At 73.2% G+C, this 20,205-nt stretch carries 13 protein-coding genes; 9 read left to right on the top strand and 4 right to left on the bottom strand.

Annotation, left to right across the window (positions count from 1 at the left end; all coding sequences use genetic code 11):
- Window positions 1–268: 268 nt before the first annotated feature.
- Window positions 269–2,767, top strand: coding sequence for a DNA helicase PcrA (gene pcrA / locus IG62_RS0124060; protein ID WP_030806961.1), 2,499 nt, complete (start codon window positions 269–271; stop codon window positions 2,765–2,767).
- A 74-nt stretch (window positions 2,768–2,841) separates the two neighbouring features.
- On the opposite strand, the gene IG62_RS0124055 is transcribed toward pcrA, so the two are convergent.
- Together IG62_RS0124055 and IG62_RS0124050 are read right to left on the bottom strand one after the other, a co-directional pair.
- Window positions 2,842–4,581, bottom strand: a complete 1,740-nt coding sequence (locus IG62_RS0124055; protein WP_030806958.1) for a M23 family metallopeptidase — start codon at window positions 4,579–4,581, stop codon at window positions 2,842–2,844.
- 191 nt (window positions 4,582–4,772) lie between these two features.
- Window positions 4,773–5,573 (bottom strand): esterase/lipase family protein, encoded by an 801-nt coding sequence (locus tag IG62_RS0124050; RefSeq protein WP_030806956.1) that lies wholly within the window; start codon window positions 5,571–5,573, stop codon window positions 4,773–4,775.
- A gap of 369 nt (window positions 5,574–5,942) precedes the next feature.
- Between IG62_RS0124050 and IG62_RS0124045 the strand changes: the two genes are divergently transcribed.
- Entirely contained in the window at window positions 5,943–6,401 is a 459-nt protein-coding gene (locus tag IG62_RS0124045) for a cobalamin B12-binding domain-containing protein (protein ID WP_051798506.1), read from the top strand.
- Between the two features lie 23 nt (window positions 6,402–6,424).
- On the opposite strand, the gene IG62_RS0124040 is transcribed toward IG62_RS0124045, so the two are convergent.
- Both IG62_RS0124040 and IG62_RS0124035 read right to left on the bottom strand, forming a co-directional pair.
- Window positions 6,425–8,248 (bottom strand): DUF5691 domain-containing protein, encoded by a 1,824-nt coding sequence (locus IG62_RS0124040; RefSeq protein ID WP_420711097.1) that lies wholly within the window; start codon window positions 8,246–8,248, stop codon window positions 6,425–6,427.
- Between the two features lie 72 nt (window positions 8,249–8,320).
- Complete coding sequence (locus tag IG62_RS0124035) at window positions 8,321–9,703, bottom strand: SWIM zinc finger family protein (protein ID WP_037839164.1); 1,383 nt, start codon at window positions 9,701–9,703, stop codon at window positions 8,321–8,323.
- A gap of 171 nt (window positions 9,704–9,874) precedes the next feature.
- On the opposite strand from IG62_RS0124035, the gene IG62_RS0124030 reads away from it, so the two are divergent.
- The 7 genes from IG62_RS0124030 (at window position 9,875) to sucD (ending at window position 20,076) form a co-directional block, all read left to right on the top strand.
- Window positions 9,875–11,017: an ATP-binding protein gene (locus IG62_RS0124030; protein WP_030806942.1), complete on the top strand. Its 1,143-nt coding sequence runs from the start codon at window positions 9,875–9,877 to the stop codon at window positions 11,015–11,017.
- Entirely contained in the window at window positions 11,014–13,599 is a 2,586-nt protein-coding gene (locus IG62_RS0124025) for a DUF5682 family protein (protein ID WP_030806939.1), read from the top strand. The genes IG62_RS0124030 and IG62_RS0124025 overlap by 4 nt, the downstream gene beginning before the upstream one ends.
- Before the next feature lie 251 nt (window positions 13,600–13,850).
- On the top strand, window positions 13,851–14,984 hold the full coding sequence (locus IG62_RS0124020) for a VWA domain-containing protein (protein ID WP_051798510.1): 1,134 nt from the start codon (window positions 13,851–13,853) through the stop codon (window positions 14,982–14,984).
- Window positions 14,985–15,152: 168 nt separating this feature from the next.
- Entirely contained in the window at window positions 15,153–16,238 is a 1,086-nt protein-coding gene (locus IG62_RS0124015; protein WP_158795083.1) for a hypothetical protein, read from the top strand.
- A gap of 93 nt (window positions 16,239–16,331) precedes the next feature.
- Window positions 16,332–17,360, top strand: a complete 1,029-nt coding sequence (locus IG62_RS0124010) for a hypothetical protein (RefSeq protein ID WP_030806931.1) — start codon at window positions 16,332–16,334, stop codon at window positions 17,358–17,360.
- Window positions 17,361–17,992: 632 nt separating this feature from the next.
- Window positions 17,993–19,168, top strand: coding sequence for an ADP-forming succinate--CoA ligase subunit beta (gene sucC / locus IG62_RS0124005; RefSeq protein ID WP_030806928.1), 1,176 nt, complete (start codon window positions 17,993–17,995; stop codon window positions 19,166–19,168).
- Between the two features lie 23 nt (window positions 19,169–19,191).
- A complete protein-coding gene (gene sucD, locus IG62_RS0124000) occupies window positions 19,192–20,076 on the top strand; it encodes a succinate--CoA ligase subunit alpha (protein ID WP_030413993.1) in 885 nt (294 codons plus the stop codon).
- Window positions 20,077–20,205 lie beyond the last annotated feature (129 nt).

Here is a 20,205-nt window from a genome sequence, read left to right as displayed (position 1 = left end):
AGGGCCGGACTCGGCGTGGGCGGCCCGTGCGGACGCTGTCGTCCACGGGGAGGCGGGCTGCCTGAGCGAGGACGTTAGCCAACTCGTGTGGCTCCTGTGAAGGCTGATGTTCGATATGCCCGAAACCTTTTCGTGACCTGAGAGATGTCGTTCCGTTTTCGGCCGGTGTGCGCGGCCGCCGTCCGCACCGCGCGTTCTCCGGCCGTCCCGGCCACTTGTCCACAGTCCCCGACGCGCTGTCGGTGCGGCGGCCTAGACTCGGTGGGCGATGAGCAGCCTCTTTGACGACAGCTTCCTGGCGGACCTCGGCCACAAGGACGAGGAGCCCCCGCCGCCTCCCGAGGACGAGCACGGGCCGGTCCCCGAGGAGATCCCCGCCGACCTGTTCGGCGGGCGGTTCGACGCGCCCGTGCCCAGGGACGCGTACTACCGCGACGGCGCCGCCCGCCCGGCCCTCGACCCCGCCGCGCTGCTCGAGGGGCTCAACGACCAGCAGAAGGCCGCCGTGGTGCACACCGGCGGCCCGCTGCTGATCGTCGCCGGCGCCGGCTCCGGCAAGACCCGCGTGCTCACCCACCGCATAGCGCACCTGCTCGCCGAGCGGCACGTCCACCCCGGCCAGATACTCGCGATCACCTTCACGAACAAGGCCGCCGGTGAGATGAGGGAGCGCGTCGAGCAGCTGGTCGGCCCGCGCGCCAACGCCATGTGGGTCTCCACCTTCCACAGCGCCTGCGTGCGGATCCTGCGCCGCGAGTCCAAGAAGCTGGGCTTCACGTCCTCCTTCTCGATCTATGACGCCGCCGACTCCAAGCGCCTGATGGCCCTGGTCTGCCGCGATCTGGACCTCGACCCCAAGCGCTTCCCGCCCAAGTCCTTCAGCGCGAAGATCTCCAACCTCAAGAACGAGCTCATCGACGAGGAGACCTTCGCCGGGACGGCTGCCGATGGTTTTGAGAAGACCCTGGCCGAGGCGTACGCGATGTACCAGGCGCGGCTGCGCGAGGCCAACGCCCTGGACTTCGACGACATCATCATGACGACGGTCAACCTCCTCCAGGCCTTCCCGGACGTCGCCGAGCACTACCGCCGCCGCTTCCGGCACGTCCTCGTCGACGAGTACCAGGACACCAACCACGCCCAGTACACCCTCGTCCGCGAGCTCGTGGGCACCGGCACCGCGGACATCCCCGCCGCCGAGCTGTGCGTCGTCGGTGACGCCGACCAGTCGATCTACGCCTTCCGCGGCGCCACGATCCGCAACATCCTCCAGTTCGAGGAGGACTACCCGGACGCGACCACGATCCTGCTGGAGCAGAACTACCGCTCCTCGCAGACGATCCTGTCCGCCGCCAACGCCGTCATCGAGCGCAACGAGAACCGCCGCCCCAAGAACCTCTGGACCGACGCCGGCGCCGGCCCCAAGATCCACGGCTATGTCGCCGACACCGAGCACGACGAGGCGCAGTTCGTCGCCGACGAGATCGACCGGCTGACCGACGCCGGCGACGCCAAGGCCGGCGACGTCGCCGTCTTCTACCGCACCAACGCCCAGTCCCGCGTCTTCGAGGAGATCCTCATCCGGGTCGGGCTGCCCTACAAGGTCGTCGGCGGAGTGCGCTTCTACGAGCGCAAGGAGGTCCGTGACGTCCTCGCGTACCTGCGCGTGCTCGCCAACCCCGAGGACAGCGTCCCGCTGCGCCGCATCCTGAACGTCCCCAAGCGCGGCATCGGCGAGCGCGCCGAGGCGATGATCGACGCCCTGTCGCTCCGCGAGAGGATCACCTTCCCGCAGGCCCTGCGCCGGGTCGACGAGGCGTACGGCATGGCGGCCCGCTCCGCCAACGCCGTCAAGCGCTTCAACGTCCTGATGGAGGAGCTGCGGACGATCGTGGAGTCCGGCGCCGGGCCCGCCACGATCCTGGAGGCCGTCCTGGAGCGCACGGGCTACCTCGCCGAACTCCAGGCGTCCACCGACCCCCAGGACGAGACCCGGATCGAGAACCTCCAGGAACTCGCCGCGGTCGCCCTGGAATTCGAGCAGGACCGCGGCGAGGCCGCGACCTCAGGGGCTGCCGCCCCGGGTCCCGGCACCCTCTCCGAGTTCCTCGAACAGGTCGCGCTGGTCGCCGACTCCGACCAGATCCCCGACGAGGACGAAGAGGGCAGCGGCGTGGTCACCCTCATGACGCTGCACACCGCCAAGGGCCTGGAATTCCCCGTGGTCTTCCTGACCGGCATGGAGGACGGCGTCTTCCCGCACATGCGCGCGCTGGGCCAGACCAAGGAGCTGGAGGAGGAGCGCCGGCTGGCGTACGTCGGCATCACCCGCGCCCGCGAGCGGCTGTACGTCACCCGCTCGACGATGCGCAGCGCCTGGGGCCAGCCCTCGTACAACCCGCCGTCGCGGTTCCTGGAGGAGATCCCGGACGACTACGTCGAGTGGAAGCGGACCGGCCCGGCGACGCCGTCCGCGTCGATGGGCGGGCTGTCGTCCCGCGGCGGCGGTGGCGGCTTCGGCGGGGGCATCGGCTCCTCGCTGTCCTCGTCCCGCGCCAAGGGGCCGAGCGGGTTCGCCACCCGGCGGACCAGCGACCGCCCGGTGGTCGCGCTGGCCATCGGCGACCGTGTCACGCACGACAGCTTCGGCCTGGGCACGGTCGTCGCCGTCAAGGGCAGCGGGGACAACGCCGAGGCGACGATCGACTTCGGCGGCGAGAAGCCCAAGCGGCTGCTGCTGCGGTACGCGCCGGTGGAGAAGCTCTGACGGAGGCCCGGCAGCTCTGACGGAGTCCTGGGCGCCGGCCGGTGGCCGGCGCTGCGGGAACGGTACGCCGGACGTCAGTTGGGGTTGAGGCCGTGGCTGCGCAGCCACGGGATCGGGTCGACCGCCGCGCCGCCCCCGGGACGCACCTCGAAGTGCAGATGCGGACCGGTGGAGTTGCCGGAGTTGCCCGAATAGGCAATCTGCTCACCGGCCTTGACCGAACCCGACCGGATCTTGGTGCTGCTCAGATGGCAGTACCAGGTCTCCGTGCCGTCCGGCGCGGTCACGATCGCCATGTTGCCGTAGGCGGAGTTCCACTGGGTCCGGACGGTGCCGTCGGTGGCGGACATGACCGGGGTGCCGTAGCTGACCGGGAAGTCGATTCCGGTGTGCACGGACATCCAGTTCACGCCGGCCTGGCCGAAGAGCGCGCTGAGCCCGTGCTGGGTCACCGGCAGTACGTACTTCGGGCGCAGCGCCTCCTTGCGGGCTGCCTCCTCCGCCTTCCGCTTGCGCTCCTGCGCCTGGCGTTCCTTGAGGTCGAGCCGTTCCTGGGTGCGGCTGGCCCGGTCGCGGAAGTCGTCGGCGCCCGCGCTGAGACCGGCGAGCTGGGTGTCGAGCTTCTTGTTGGCCGCGGCCCGCTGGACGCCGCCCGGGTCGTGCGCGGTGGCCTGGGTGGTGGTGTCGTCCTTGTCGTTGCCGCCGAGACCGGCGACGGACGCGGCGGCCACTCCGCAGACGCCCATGGCGGCGACCGACGGCACGGCGACGGTCAGCAGCGCCGAACGCTTCGCCGGGCGGCGCCGGCCGCGGCCGCGGACCGGCTTCCCGGCGGCGGGCCCGGTGACCCGCCGGCCGGCCGGGGCGGGGGACGGAGAGGTCACCGGCATCGCCTGGGTCGGGGCCTCGGCCACGGCGACGGCGTCTTCGCCCGGGGCCTCGTCGGTGGCGCCGGTGTCGTCGCGGTCGTCCCAGGCGGCGGCGTCGGCCGGGGGCGGGCCGGGCTGGGCGGGGATGCCGGCCATCAGCGGCTGGTCGGTGGTGGACCAGATCGCGGTGGCTTCGTAGCTCGCGGTGTCGAGCTGGTCCGTGCGCAGCGCGTCGACGCCGACGGTGTCGAAGGTGGCGGTCTCGAAGGTCGCCATCTCGAAGGCTGCCGTATCGAAGGCCGCGGTTTCCTCGGCCGCGGTGGCCTGCGGCCCGAGGGCGTCATAGCCACCCGTCGTCCCGTACGCCCCGGCGGGCTCCTGCGTGCCCACCGTCTCGTAGGCCCCGGTCGTCCCGTACGTCTCGTACGCGCCGGCGGCGTAACTGCCGGTGTCATAGCCGGTGGTGGGGTGGTTCCCGGTGTCGTACCCGCCGACGCCGTAGACCGTGGCACCGTGGGTGTCGTAGCCGCTCGGGTCCTGCGCCGGGGTCTCGTAGGCGGTGTGCGCGTACGGGTCGTAGGCGCCGGTGTCCCACTGCGCCGGGGGGTAGCCGCCGGTGTCGTACGTGCCGGTGGCGTAGCCGTCGCCCGCCGTTGGGTACGTCCCCGTGCCGTAGCTGCCGGTGCCGTAGGTGCTCATGTCGTAGGCGCCGGTGTCGTACGTCCCGCCGGGATAGCCGCCGGTGTCGTAACCGCCCGTGGCGTGGGCACCGGTGTCGTACGTGCCGGGGAGCGAGCCGAAGAGGGGGTCGCCGTCGCCGTATTCGTCACCACCGGCCGGGGAATGCTGCTGTCCGTAGGACTCGTAGGCCGGATAGTGCGCATACGAGGCGTCGGAAGCGGAGCCGGTCGGAAGCGCGGCCTCCGATGGGTGACGGTCGTTCACCAACTTCTCTTTCGCCTCGGCAGCAGGAGAATTAGCGGCGACTGTACCCGGCGGTACACGACGGCGACAATCTTCCACGGGTTTTACGCTGCGCGAGACCGGGCATTTGGCCGCCTTTCGGCAGAGGCCATGCGAGTTCTTGGCGCCCCGTTCGATGGTTGTTCGATCGCCCGTCACGGAGCGGAGCGGCCTCAGGCCACGGATATGGCTCCGCCGGCTTCCTCTTCGGCTGCCGGGTCCGCCGCGGCCAGTGCCTCCCTTATGCCGGCCGCGACGGTGGCGTTCACCGGGAGGGCGAGATGTCCGACACCGGCGACATGGACGTTGTGGGCGAGCAAATCCGGGTGATCGATTCTGGCCGCAGTGGCTGGAATCATCACCTGATCCGCCTCGCTCCAGAAAGCGACAAATTGCGTCCGGCAATTCGGTGCCGGCAGCGACAACTCCGCTATCACCTCGGAATCGGGGCGCATCTGGCGGACGATCGGGTGCGCCGACATCAAGGGGGCTATCCGGGTCCCGGCATGCGGGGTGCCGAGGGTGACGACCCTGCGGACCCGGGCGTCGCCGCCGAGCCGCTGGACGTAGTAGCGGGCGATCAGACCGCCCAGGCTGTGCCCGACGAGGTCCACCCGGCGGTGACCGGTCCGCGCGCAGACGTCCGCCACGTGCCGGCCCAGCAACTCCGCCGCTTTCCGCAGGTCGCAGGTCAGCGGGGAGTAGTTGAGCGCCTCGACATGGCGCCAGCCGTGGCGCAGCAGCGAACGGCGCAGCAGCACGAAGACCGAGCGGTTGTCGATGAAGCCGTGCAGTAGGAGGACGGGCGGATGCGACCGGCCCTCGGTCGGGAGGAGCGGAGGGGCGTCCTCCGCCGAGCGGGACGGCCGTGGCACGGAACGCTCCCGTGACATGCCGGTGGGGTAGAGGAGCAGATGCCCGGCGAGGACCGCCAGGTCCACCAGCGTGGTGCGAAGACAGGGCAGGGTCTGCATGACCGACCTCCCGAACGGCATGCGGCAGGCGGCGCTGACCCCCGATGCCCTCGTGGGAAGCCATGAGCGGCGGCGCACGGGCGCACTCGCCCCGATGCGCATGACGATCCATGGTGCGGCGGCCCGGCTGCGGCTCCCCGGACGCCCGGCCCGCGCGCACTCCGCCCGGCCCTGGCGGTACGACGCACGGAACGCGGCGCGTAGCGAACGTGTCCCAGGTGTGATTTCCCCCTCGCCGGATGTCACGAAACGGCTGGATACTGGATGCTGGCGATAACGTTCGTTCACGTCGTGGCCGCCGGATCGCGGTCGCGCGCCCGATTGTCGGCTTTGCGGCACCACCGTGCCGTGCAGGGCTTGGAGGCAGTGATGAGTGTGGCTCGGCAGGACGGAGCGCAGGCGGGAACCCCTGGCGCGGCGGGCCGGTCGGGGCCGATCCGTGTCGTGGTGGCCAAGCCGGGGCTGGACGGGCACGACCGGGGCGCCAAGGTCATCGCCCGGGCGCTGCGCGACGCCGGTATGGAGGTCATCTACACCGGGCTGCACCAGACCCCGGAGCAGATCGTCGACACCGCGATCCAGGAGGACGCCGACGCGATCGGGCTCTCCATCCTCTCCGGCGCGCACAACACCCTCTTCGCGAAGGTCATTGCCCTGCTGGCGGAGCGCGACGCGGCGGACATCAAGGTCTTCGGCGGCGGCATCATCCCCGAGGCCGACATTGCCCCGCTGAAGGCCCAGGGCGTCGCCGAGATCTTCACGCCCGGCGCGACCACCGCCTCGATCGTGGAGTGGGTCAACGCGAACGTGCGCCCGCTGGCGGTCTGAGGCCCCGGGGGCGACGGGAGTGATCATGGCGCGGACCCGTCGTCCGGGGCAGCGATAGCGGCAGCAGCGGCAGCCGTATCAACATCGGCGGCAGCAGCGGCAGCGGCGGTGGTCGAGCCGATCCCGCCGGCGGCAGCAGCGGTGGTCGGACCGATCCCGCCGGCGGCATCGGCGTCCGGCGGCGGGAGGAGCTCGGCGCGCATCGTGGCGCGCAGCCGGAGCGTGCCGACCAGACGCTGGAACGCCTCGGACCAGTAGCCGCCGGAGCCGGGCGAGGCGCCCTCGGGCTCGTCGGTGACCGCGGTGAGCATCGCGAGCCGGTCCGCCGCTGCCGGGTCAAGGCAGCGCTCGGCCAGGCCCATCACCCCGCTGAAGCTCCACGGATAGCTGCCGGCGTCCCGGGCGATGTCCAGGGCGTCGACGACGGACCGGCCCAGCGGCTCGGCCCAGGGGACCGCGCACACCCCGAGCATCCGGAACGCGTCCGACAGGCCGTGCGCGGCGATGAACTCCGCCACCCAGCCGGCCCGTTCCCCGCTCGGCAGTACGGTCAGCAGCTTCGTCAGGTCCCGTGCGGAGCCGGCCGGGGCGACCTCGCCGGTCCGGGACGGCGCGCCGGGCACGCCCAGCAGGGCCCGCGCCCAGGCGGCGTCCCGCTGGCGCACGGCCGCCCGGCACCAGGCGTCGTGCAGCTCGGTCCGCCAGTCGTCGGCCACCGGGATCGCGACGATCTCCTCCGGACCCCGGCCGCCGAACCGCTCCTCCCATCCGCGGAGCGGGGTCGCCTCCACCAACTGGCCCAGCCACCAGGACCGTTCGCCCCGGCCGGAGGGCGGCTTGGGCACCACTCCGTCCCGCTGCATCCCCGCATCGCACTCCTGGGGCGCGTCGACCCGGATCACCGCCTCCTGGCCCGCCGCGGGGTCCAGGGTCACGCAGGCGTGTGCCCGCTGCGCCATCCGGGCCGCGAGGGCCGAACCGGGCAGCGCGGAGAGCAGCTCGGCGGCGGTGGCCCGGACCGTGCGGCTGCGGTCGGACAGCGCCTGCTCCAGAAAGGGTTCGTCACCCGCCGTGAGCCCCTCGCGCAGCGAGTCGAGGAACATCAGCCGGTCCTCGGCGCGCTCCGTGGACCAGGTCGTCCGCAGCAGCTCCCGGCCCGCCTCCGGGTCGCGGCGGCGGACCGCCGTCAGCAGGGCCACCCGCTCCGCGAACAGCCCCTCCTCCCACCGCCGTGCGATCTCCTCGGCCGCCTCCCCCTCGGGCAGGACGGCCGCGCCGCCGGTACCCCGGAGCGCGAACTTCCAGGCGTCGTTGAGCCGCGCCAGCCACAGCGCCCGCGGCCCGGCCAGCGCCAGCGCGGCCGGCCGCAGGTCCGTACGGGCCCGGGCGGCGTCGAGCAGCGCGGGCAGCAGGGCCTCCGGGGCGCGGTAGCCGTACTCGCCGGCGGCGGCCAGCCACTGGGGCAGTAGTTCGGTCAGGTCGGGGGCCGCGCCGCGGCGGCTGCCGCCTCCCGTACCGCCGCGGTCGGCGAGCAGGAGGGCGAGCCTGCGGCGCGCCGCGGCCGGCAGCGGCGGCCGCGGGTCGTCCGGTGCCGGGACCGGCCGCTCACCGGCCGGGGCGGGGCGCAGCGCGGCGCGCCGCCGCACCGTGCTCACCGCGGCCGCGTCCAGCAGAGCCGCCGCGGCATTCTGCCCGGGCCGTACGGTCACCGGTGGCCGCCGCCGTTCGGTGCCCAGGAGCGCCGCGCTCACCAGATCGGGCCAGGGGGCCGGGGCGGTGGCGGTCATCGGGGGAGCCGGGGGAGTCGGGGGTGTCGGGTGGGTCTCAGGGCTGGTGGTGGTCGTCATGCCCGTCCTCCAGGCATCGGTGATGGATGAGGTCCTCGGGAGCGCGCGCTCCGGCGCGGCCGGGAATCGGGGTCACAGGGACACCGGGGACGGGTCCCAGGCGGTCAGCGGGAGGAAGCCGCGGTGGCCGCACTCGCCGAAGACCGTGACCGGCGCGCCGCCCGATATGGCCGCCAGCTGCCAGACGCCCGTACCGCCCAGGCAGCGCGGGTCGAGCGGCAGCGCCGACTCGCCGTCCGCGTCGGCCAGTTGCCAGCCCCGGCCGTCGCGCCCCGGTACCGGGGTGACGTCGGCGAGCACCACCGGCCAGGAGTCCAGCCAGGGGTCGTCGCGCAGCGCATCGCCGTACGCCGCCAGGGCGGCGTCGATACCGCAGCCCGGCGGCACCGGGCCCGGGACGGCCGGGGCGTACCGCTCGCCCAGGGTGGCGCGCAGCGGGCGGGCGCCGGGGTAGTAGGCGAGGTCCGCGTCGATGACCAGACCGGGCGGCAGGGCCAGCTCCAGCGGGCGGTTGGCACCGGCGAACGACAGATGCAGCGCCATCCGGCCGGTGCGCTCGCCGCGCAGGAAGATCCGGCGGGTGGTCAGCCTGCCGTCGTCGCTGTCCTGCTGGGCCAGCACCAGCCACCGGTCCCGGACCGGCGCCGCATCGGGGCCGGTCAGCAGGTCCGCCGCGTCCGTGGTCAGCCCGACGCGCGCGCGGACCGTGGCCGCCAGTGGGGCCGGCAGCCGGTCGATGCCGAGGAAGCCCCGATCGAGGAGGTGCAGCAGCGCGCACTCCTCCAGCAGCCGGGCCGGCCAGTCCGCGCCGGACGCCACCACCGAGCCCAACTCCCGCACCCGGGAGGCGAGACCGGGCGCCTGGGCGTCGACCATCCGCGCGGCCGTCTCCTCCCACGAGCGTCCCCCGCCGCCGTCGCCCGGCGTGCCGCCACCCTCCCGGCCGGCCGTGGCCAGGCCGGACTGCAGCAGATCCGCCAGCCGCTGCTCCAACTCCGTGGCGCCCGCGCCGATCCGCTGCATCCGGCGCTCCGCCCGGCGCCGGGCGGCCTCCGGATCGGCGGGCCCGCGCGAGGCGGCGCCGGGCGGCCCGGCCGCCGGCCGCTCCACGCGCTCCCGGCGCGCGGCCAGCCACTCACCGGCCCACTGCGGCGGCTCGCCGGCCGCCACCGCACCCTCGTCCCCCGCCCAGAGCAGCAGCAGTCCCAGCGCGTGCTTGCACGGGAACTTGCGGCTCGGGCAACTGCACTTGAAGGCCGGGCCCTCGACGTCCACGACCGCTTGGTACGGCTTCTTCCCGCTGCCCTTGCACAGCCCCCACACCGCGCTGCCGTCCGCGCCGGTCTCCGACCACGGGCCGGGCGCCGCGAGCTTGCCGCCCGCCTTGCGTGATGCCTCGTCAGGCGCCAGTGCCAGCACCTGATCCGTCGTCCAGCGTTCCCCCTGCGGATTCATGTCTCCGACGCTACGACGGCCCACTGACAATGCCCTTCCCGCGCGGCGAACTCGCAGGTCAGAGGTGGTTTTCGGGGCGTTGTCAGTGGTGTGGTGCAGGCTGGAAACCGCAAGCGGCCGGAGGGATTTTTCCCGGGCGCCGGCCGCGGATTCTTGCGACGAGGGGGACCCATGTCCGAGCTCATCAACGACACGACGGACGACACGCACACGACGGCGGAGGGGGCCGGGGACGACCAAGCGCTGCGCCCGCACGCCGAGGACAGTTTCGCCGACGAACTCAAGGCCCTCGCCGCGGCCGACGACCGGCCGCGGCCGGCGCGCTGGCGGCTCTCGCCGTGGGCGGTCGCCACGTACCTGCTCGGCGGCACGCTCACCGACGGCACGGTCATCACACCCAAATACGTCGGCCCGCGCCGGATCATCGAGGTCGCCGTGACGACCCTCGCGACCGACCGCGCGCTGCTCCTGCTCGGTGTGCCCGGCACCGCCAAGACCTGGGTGTCGGAGCATCTGGCGGCGGCGGTCAGCGGCGATTCCACCCTGCTCGTGCAGGGCACCGCCGGCACCCCGGAAGAGGCGATCCGCTACGGCTGGAACTACGCCCGGCTGCTCGCCCACGGCCCCAGCCGGGAGGCGCTGGTGCCCAGCCCGGTGATGCGCGCGATGGCGCAGGGCATGACGGCACGGGTGGAGGAGCTCACCCGGATCCCCGCCGACGTCCAGGACACGCTCATCACGGTCCTGTCGGAGAAGACCCTGCCCATCCCCGAGCTGGGCCAGGAGGTGCAGGCCGTCCGCGGCTTCAACCTGATCGCCACGGCCAACGACCGCGACCGCGGGGTCAACGAACTCTCCAGCGCGCTGCGCCGCCGCTTCAACACCGTCGTCCTGCCGCTGCCCGCGACACCGGACGACGAGGTGGACATCGTCTCGCGCCGGGTCGGCCAGATAGGGCGTTCGCTGGAGCTGCCGCCCGCACCGGAGGGCCTGGAGGAGATCCGCCGGGTCGTCACGGTCTTCCGCGAGCTGCGCGACGGCCTCACCACCGACGGCCGGACCAAGCTCAAGTCCCCGTCCGGCACGCTCTCCACGGCCGAGGCCATCTCGGTGGTGACGAACGGCTTGGCGCTCGCCACCCACTTCGGCGACGGTGTGCTGCGCGCCGGCGACGTGGCCGCGGGCATCCTGGGCGCGGTGGTCCGCGACCCGGCCGCCGACCGCGTCGTCTGGCAGGAGTACCTCGAAACGGTCGTGCGCGAGCGCGACGGCTGGAAGGACTTCTACCGCGCCTGCCGGGAGGTGAGCGCATGAGCACGTACGGCACGGGAGCCCCGCCGGACGGCCGCGGCCCGTTCCTGCTGGGGGTGCGGCACCACGGCCCCGGATCGGCGCGCGCGGTGCGGGCCGCCCTGGAGCAGTGCGCGCCCGCCGCGGTGCTGATCGAGGGCCCGCCGGAGGCCGACGACCTGGTGCCGCTGGCCGCACGGGACGGCATGCGGCCGCCGGTGGCCCTGCTCGCCCATGTGCAGGACGATCCCGGCCGCGCCGCGTTCTGGCCGCTGGCCGAGTTCTCCCCGGAGTGGGTGGCGATGCGCTGGGCGCTGGAACACGGCGTCCCGGTCCGATTCATCGACCTGCCCGCGGCGCACACCCTTGCCATGACGGATGAGACAGACGAGACCGACGGTGAAGACCGACGGGACGTAGAGCGCGACCCGTCGGGGGAGGAGGGCCGCGACCAGGACCAGGACCAGGTGCGGGTCGATCCGATCCGGATGCTCGCCGAGGCCGCCGGGTACGACGACCCCGAGCGCTGGTGGGAGGACGTGGTCGAGCACCGCGCCGGGACCGGTGCCGCCCGCCCGGGACGCCCTGACGCGGACGCGCTGGCCCCGTTCGCGGCGCTGGCCGAGGCGATGGGCGCGCTGCGCGAGACGTACGGCGACGGCGGCCATGACCGTGACCCGGTGCGCGAAGCCCATATGCGCCTCCAACTCCACTCGGCGCGAAGGGAGTTCGGCGACGAGGTCGCCGTGGTGTGCGGGGCCTGGCACGTCCCCGCGCTGCGCCGCCGCACCACGGTGACCGCCGACCGCCGGCTGCTCAAGGGCCTGCCCAAGGTGAGGACTGCGGTGACCTGGGGCCCCTGGACGCACCGGCGGCTCTCCCGGCGCAGCGGCTACGGCGCCGGCATCGCCTCGCCCGGCTGGTACGGCCACCTCTTCAGCGCACCCGACCGCCCCGTCGAACGCTGGCTGACCAAGGTTGCCGGGCTGCTCCGCGAGGAGGACTACGCGGTCTCGTCCGCACACGTCATCGAGGCGGTGCGGCTCGCGGAGGGGCTGGCCACGGTGCGTGGCCGGCCGCTGGCCGGGCTGACCGAACTGGACGACGCGGTCCGGGCCGTGATGGGCGACGGCTCCGACGCGCCCTCCGCGCTGATCCACGACCGGCTGGTGGTCGGCGAGGTGCTGGGCGAGGTCCCGGAGGACGCCCCGGCGGTACCGCTCCAGCGGGACCTGGCCCGCAGCCAGCGCACCCTGCGGCTCAAACCGGAGGCGCTGGAAAGGGAGCTGGAGCTCGACCTGCGCAAGGAGACCGACGGCGGCCGCAGCCGGCTGCTGCACCGACTGCGGCTGCTCGGCATCCCCTGGGGCGAGCCGGTCCACTCCCGCGGCAGCACCGGCACCTTCCGGGAGACCTGGCGGCTGCGCTGGGAACCAGAACTGGCCGTGCGGGTTGCCGAGGCCGGCATCTGGGGCACGACCGTGCGCGCCGCCGCCACCGCCAAGGCCGCCTCCGAGGCGTCGGGGGCGGCCACGCTCGCCGAGGTGACCGCGCTCGCCGAGCGCTGTCTGCTCGCCGGGCTCCCGGACGCCCTGCCGGTCGTGATGCGGGCGCTGTCGGACCGTGCGGCGCTCGACACGGACGTGGGCCATCTCGCCCAGGCGCTGCCCGCCCTCGTCCGGTCGGTGCGCTACGGCGATGTGCGCGGCACGGACGCCGGGGCGCTCCGCGAGGTCGCCCTCGGCCTGGCCGAGCGGGTCTTCGTCGGCCTGCCACCGGCCTGCCTCGGCCTGGACGCCGACGCCGCCGCGGGGATGCGCGACCACCTCGACGCCACGCACCGTGCGATCGCCCTGCTCGCCCAGCCGCACGCCACGTCCGAGCCGCACGCCACCTGTGAGCCGAGCTCTGCGCCTGAGCCGCACTCCGTGCCCGAGTCGCACGCCGCGTCTGGGCCGAGCTCTGCGCCGGAGGCGCGGCTGCGGCCGGAACTCGCGAGCGGGGAGGATGGCGGCCTGCGGGCGCGCTGGGCCGGGGTGTTGCGGGCGGTCAGCGGGCGGGAGGCGGTTCCCGGGCTGATCCGTGGGCGGGCGGCCCGACTCCTGTTGGACGACGGGGGGTTGGGCGCCGACGGGGCCGAGCGGCTGATGGGGCTCGCCCTGTCGCCCGGCACCCCGCCCACCGACGCCGCCGGCTGGCTCGAAGGGTTCCTGGGGAGCGGGTCCGGCGGGGACGGCGGCATGCTGCTGGTCCACGACGAACGACTGCTCGCCCTGGTCGACCGCTGGCTGACCGGCGTGCCGGACACCGCGTTCACGGACGTACTCCCGCTGCTGCGCCGCACGTTCGCCGAGTACGAGGCCGGGGTGCGGCGCACGCTGGGTGAACTGATCCGCCGCGGCCCCACGGCACCTTCGCCCGGCCCCACCGGACCCGCTACCGACGCCGCGGCCGCGCCCGGCTTCGGGCCCGGCCTGGACCGGGACCGTGCCGCCGCCGTCCTGCCCACCCTCCGCCTGCTGCTCGGCATCGAGCAACACGGCTTCGACGAGGAGCACCCCGACGCGCACAACGCTGTCAACCGCCTGACAGGAGCCATGAGTTGACCACCCGACTTCCCGGCTTCCAGGCCGGAACCGCACCAGCCCCCACTTCGGCAACCACCGCCGCAGTCACCTCGGCAACCTCCCCGGCAACCACCGCCGCAACCTCCCCACCAGCCACCCCGGCAGCCACCGCCGCAGTCACCTCGGCAACCACTCCGCCAGCCACTCCGGCAGCCACCGCGGCCTCACCCTCCGCTCCTGCTCCCGCCCCCACCCCCACCCCCGAAGCCGAACGCCTCCGTCGTTGGCGGCTGGTACTCGGGGGCGGCGGCGCGGACGGTACGGGACATGAGCTGCGGGGGCGGGATGCCGCGATGGACGGGGCGCTGGCCTCGCTCTACGGCCGTGAGAAGGCTCCCGGCGGCCGGGCCGCGGACGGCAGCCGGCGCACGGCCGGGCTCGGCGCCTCGGCACCCGGGGTGGCCCGCTGGCTCGGCGACATCCGGACGTACTTCCCGTCCTCCGTGGTGCAGGTGATGCAGCGGGACGCCATCGACCGGCTGGGGCTCTCAGCGCTCCTCCTGGAGCCGGAGATGCTGGAGGCGGTCGAGGCGGACGTCCATCTGGTGGGCACCCTGCTCTCCCTCAACAAGGTCATGCCGGAGACGACCAGGGAGACCGCACGGGCCGTCGTCCGCAAGGTCGTCGAGCAACTGGAGAAGAAGCTCGCGACCCGCACCCGCGCCACCCTCACCGGCGCGCTGGACCGCTCCGCCCGGATCACCCGCCCGCGCCACCGCGACATCGACTGGGACCGCACGATCCGCGCCAACCTCAAGAACTACCTCCCCGAGTACCGCACGGTCGTGCCCGAGCGGCTGATCGGCTACGGCCGGGCCGCGCAGTCCGTGAAGAAGGACGTGGTGCTCTGCATCGACCAGTCCGGTTCGATGGCCGCCTCGGTCGTCTACGCCTCGGTGTTCGGGGCGGTGCTGGCATCGATGCGGGTGCTGGACACCCGGCTGGTCGTCTTCGACACCGCCGTGGTCGACCTGACGGACCAGCTGGACGACCCGGTCGACGTCCTCTTCGGCACCCAGCTCGGCGGCGGTACGGACATCAACCGCGCGCTCGCCTACTGCCAGTCCCGCATCACCCGCCCCGCCGAGACCGTCGTCGTCCTCATCAGCGACCTCTACGAGGGCGGCATCCGGGACGAGATGCTGAAGCGGGTCGCCGCGATGAAGGCGTCCGGGGTGCAGTTCGTGACGCTGCTCGCGCTGTCCGACGAGGGCGCGCCGGCCTACGACCGGGAGCACGCCGCGGCTCTCGCGGCCCTGGGCGCGCCGGCGTTCGCCTGTACGCCCGATCGGTTTCCGGACGTGATGGCGGCTGCGTTGGAGAAACGCCCGCTGCCCATACCGGACATGACGGAGCAACGGTGACAGGCGCGCCGGAAGGAGTTGCAGGGCACCTGGCGATTCGTGCAAGGATCAGGACATCGCTCGATCGCCCGCGATGTGGGTGACCCCGAGGCTTATGCCCGGGTGTCCCTTCCCCAAGCTACCGCTGGGCGGTACCTCCAGCCCGGTGTCCGTATGGGAGGCCCCTCCTTGTCTGCTGCGTTCGCTCTGCCCGGACCTGTGCGCCTGTCGCGCACGGTGGCCGTGCGGCGCGCGCTGGTGGCGGGGCTCTTCCTGGTGGGCTTCGCCGTACTCGGCTTCGCCTTCGGACCCGGCGCCCATGCCGACGACCGTGCCGGCTCGCCGACCCCGTCCGGGACCACGTCCCCGGCGCAGAAGCAGACGCACACGCGGGCGCACATGCAGGCGCCCACGCACACACAGACGCGCACGCAGGCGTCGACCGCCCGCGAGCGGACCACCGCAGACCGGACCGCCACGGACCGGACCGCCACGGACCGGAGCGCGGGCACCACTGACCGGACCGCCGCAGATCGGACCAGCACGGACCGGTCGCCCGCGGACCGGACCCCGTACCGGGCCGCCACCCGGTACGGGGCGGCCGAGCGCGTGGACCAGGAGTGCTGGGCGCACCGCTCGGCCGGCTCCGGTACGGCCGTCGAGCAGGAGGGCGCCACAGCCGGCGCCCGGGTCACCGAGCCCACGGACACCGCCGGCAACGAACTCGCCTACGCCGTACGGCCCGCCGCCGAGCAGACCGGGCCGGTCACCCGCCCGGTGACCGGTGCCGTGGGCGAGATCGGCGACGCGTTCGGCGGTGCGCTGCCCGTACAGCTGCCGTCCGTCGAGCACCCGGGCCGGCCCGGCCACGGCGGCGGCTTGCCGCACGGTGATGGTGTGACCGGTGGTGGTGTGACCGGCGGCGACCGGCCGTCGCATGCGCGGATCGCGGCTCCGGCCGGCGGCTTCGCCGTCGTCCCGCCGGCGCACTGCATCCAGGGGGAGGCCCAGCAGGCCGCCCCGGACCTGCCGTCCGCCGTCTCCGGTCAGCGCGACGCGGACCGCCCCGGCCTGCCGGAGCAGCAGCTCCCGCAGGGCCCGACGGCGCCTGCCCCGCACTCCGCCGGCGATCAGCAGGGTCCCCGCGGCGGGGACCAGCACGCCGCCGCACCGGCGGACACACCGCGCTTCCGGCTGCTGCCCGGTGGCGTCCGCACGGCCGACGGTGCCCCGACGCGCCGCCGGGCCGAAGAAATCCTCGAATTCCCGGGCTAGGGCAGACCGCTCCGCGTCTCGACCGGACCTGCCGCGCGGGGGCGGGACAGGTCTGCCCTTCACACCCTCCTGAATTCAAAGGACTTCACTTCCATGCGTACGAACATCCGTCGTGCGGTCGTCGTCGCCGCTGCCGCCACCGGCCTGTGGGCCTTGGGGTCGGTCGCCGCCAACGCGGCCGAACTGCCCGTCGGCACCCCGGAACTGCCCGCCACCGGCGCGGTGACCGGCGCCGCCCAGCAGCTGCCCACCGGCGACGTGACCGGTACGGCGACCAAGACCGCAGGCACCACCACCGGCACTGCCACCCGCACCGCCATCCGCACCGCCACCGGCACCGCGCAGAAGACCGTGGGCGACGTGGCGGGCCAGGCCACCGGCGTCCTCGGCGGCGGGGTGCCCACCCAGGGGCTGCCCACGCCCGGCACCGGACTGCTGACCAAGGCCGCCGACGCGCAGCCCACCAAGCAGACCGAGCAGGTCACGAAGGCCAAGCAGGCCAAGCAGGCCACGAAGGCCAAGCAGGCGAAGAAGGCCCTGAAGGCCGTCGAGAAGACCGCCGGTGCCGCGGGCCTCGGTGCGGCCCGCGGCTTCGCGGACGGCACGCTGCCTGCCGCCCCGTCGCTGTCCAGGGCCCCCGGGTCCGCCGACAACCTGCTGGCCGGGCAGGCCGGTGCCGGCACCCGTCCCGAGCAGCTGACGCAGCAGGCCCGGGCCGGGCTCGCCACCGCCCGCCCGGTCGTCGACGGGGCCGCCGCCGATGTGCTGCCGCCGGTCGCCCGCCGGGTCGTCGTCAAGGTCGTGCCGGTCGCCCAGGGCGCGGCCGGTGGCGCGGGCCGGCTCGCCGATGACGCGGCCGGCCGGACCGTTCCGTTCGCGACCATGGCCGGTGGCCGTGCGCAGCTGTTCGCGCGGGGTACGGGCGCGGCCGCCACCCCGTTCGCCGAGGGCCTGGTCACCGTCGTCGTGACCGATGGCAGGGCCACCGCGACCCAGGCCGTCGCCGGTGTGCGGGGCGCGGCCCCGGCGCAGGCCGTCCCGGCCGTGCCCGGTGACCTGACCGATGCCGCCGGCATCCCGGCGCTCCCGGCGCTGCCGGTCCTCCCGGTTCAGGGCGTCTGAGGCCGGTAGGGCGATTCACCGGTTCCGGCCGCGGCGGCGGCCGGGCACCGGAGCAGCACCGGAACACCACCGGAACAGCACCGGAGCACCCCGGAACAGCCGGGCGGTCCTCTGTGGGGGAGGACCGCCCGGCTTCCGTGTGTTCCGGGGGCGGGAAGCTTCGGCATAAACACCGGTACGGGCGGGTGAGCGCACCGTGAAATCGCGGAAATCGATAAAAACGAGAAAAAGGGGAGGAGGGCCGTGAGGGCGACGAAGCTCCGGCCGCCCGGTCTCCGGTGGTACCTTCCTCCCGCCTGAGCCGCCAACTCGCCGAGCAGAGCAGGGAGTTGAGAGCGCGGGGGAGTCCGGCCGCGGAACGGTCTCGTTCCATGATCCACATGTCGAAAACCGGGTGGGGACCGAGCGTGGCCAAAGGATCTGTGACCGTAATCACCGCTGGAGTGTGATCTGCGATTTAGGACCTCAAGTCCTGCGGCGATAACCTGCGAGACGGACATGCCGCGTATCCGGACACCGTGTATACGCCTCCCCTGTGACAGCGCCGTCACGTTGCCCTTCGCGGCACGCCCATCGCAGACAACGAACCGCGATCACTACGGCGATTCTGAGAAGACAAGGGACGGACGCGCGTGGACCTGTTCGAGTACCAGGCGAGGGACCTCTTCGCCAAGCACGGTGTACCGGTGCTGGCCGGTGAAGTCATCGACACGCCTGAGGCGGCCCGCGAGGCGACCGAGCGGCTGGGCGGCAAGTCCGTCGTCAAGGCGCAGGTGAAGGTCGGCGGCCGCGGCAAGGCCGGTGGCGTCAAGCTGGCCGCGACCCCGGACGAGGCCGTCGCCCGCGCGACGGACATCCTCGGCATGGACATCAAGGGCCACACGGTCCACAAGGTGATGATCGCCGAGACCGCGCCGGAGATCGCCGAGGAGTACTACGTCTCGTACCTCCTCGACCGCACCAACCGCACCTTCCTGGCCATGGCCTCGGTCGCCGGTGGCATGGACATCGAGGAGGTCGCCGCGACGACCCCCGAGAAGCTCGCCAAGGTCCCGGTCGACGCCAACGAGGGCGTCTCCATCGAGAAGGCCCGCGAGATCGTCGCGCAGGCGCAGTTCCCGGCCGAGGTCGCCGAGAAGGTCGCCGAGGTCATGGTGACCCTGTGGAAGACCTTCATCGCCGAGGACGCGCTCCTCGTCGAGGTCAACCCGCTCGCCAAGGTCGCCAGCGGTGACGTCATCGCCCTCGACGGCAAGGTGTCCCTGGACGCCAACGCCGAGTTCCGCCAGCCGGAGCACGAGGCCCTGGAGGACAAGGACGCAGCCAACCCGCTCGAGGCTGCCGCCAAGGCCAAGGGTCTGAACTACGTCAAGCTCGACGGCCAGGTCGGCATCATCGGCAACGGCGCGGGTCTCGTCATGAGCACCCTGGACGTCGTCGCCTACGCCGGCGAGAAGCACAACAACGTCAAGCCCGCCAACTTCCTCGACATCGGCGGCGGTGCCTCCGCCGAGGTCATGGCGAACGGCCTGGAGATCATCCTCGGCGACCCGGACGTGAAGTCCGTGTTCGTCAACGTCTTCGGTGGCATCACCGCCTGTGACGAGGTCGCCAAGGGCATCGTGCAGGCCCTGGAGCTGCTCAAGTCCAAGGGCGAAGAGGTCACCAAGCCCCTGGTCGTGCGCCTCGACGGCAACAACGCGGAGCTGGGCCGCCAGATCCTGTCGGAGGCCAACCACCCGCTGGTGCAGCGCGTGGACACCATGGACGGCGCGGCCGACAAGGCCGCCGAGCTGGCCGCTAAGTAAGAGGGACGAGGACACTAACAACCATGGCTATCTTCCTCACCAAGGAAAGCAAGGTCATCGTCCAGGGCATGACCGGTGCCACTGGCATGAAGCACACCAAGCTGATGCTCGGTGACGGCACCAACATCGTCGGCGGTGTCAACCCGCGCAAGGCCGGCACCTCCGTCGACTTCGACGGCACCGAGGTCCCGGTCTTCGGCTCCGTCAAGGAAGCGATGGAGAAGACGGGCGCCGACGTCTCCGTGCTCTTCGTCCCGCCGGCCTTCGCCAAGGCCGCCGTCGTCGAGGCGATCGACGCCGAGATCCCGCTGGCCGTCGTGATCACCGAGGGCATCGCGGTCCACGACTCCGCTGCCTTCTGGGCGTACGCGAAGGCCAAGGGCAACAAGACCCGCATCATCGGCCCGAACTGCCCCGGCCTGATCACCCCCGGCCAGTCCAACGCCGGCATCATCCCGGGCGACATCACCAAGCCCGGCCGCATCGGCCTGGTGTCGAAGTCCGGCACGCTGACCTACCAGATGATGTACGAGCTGCGCGACATCGGCTTCTCGTCGGCCGTCGGCATCGGCGGTGACCCGGTCATCGGCACCACGCACATCGACGCGCTCGCCGCGTTCGAGGCCGACCCGGAGACCGACCTGATCGTGATGATCGGCGAGATCGGCGGCGACGCCGAGGAGCGTGCGGCCGACTTCATCAAGGCCAACGTCACCAAGCCGGTCGTCGGCTACGTCGCGGGCTTCACCGCGCCCGAGGGCAAGACCATGGGCCACGCCGGCGCCATCGTCTCCGGCTCCTCCGGCACCGCCCAGGCGAAGAAGGAGGCCCTGGAGGCCGCCGGCGTCAAGGTCGGCAAGACCCCGTCGGAGACCGCGCGGCTGGCCCGCGAGATCCTCGTCGGCTGACCTCGGCCGAGCCCGGCAGACGTTTCTGCCGGCCTGCGCGGCGTCGGCACCGCCGGACCCGTCCTGCGGCGCAGTGCTCGCCGTGAAACCGGACGCGGGCCCGTACCCCTGGTGGGTGCGGGCCCGCGC

This window comes from Streptomyces sp. NRRL S-337, assembly GCF_000720175.1.
In the GTDB taxonomy this organism is placed as follows: Bacteria; Actinomycetota; Actinomycetes; order Streptomycetales; family Streptomycetaceae; genus Streptomyces; species Streptomyces siderophoricus.
This window is presented reverse-complemented; position numbering and strand designations above follow the sequence as displayed.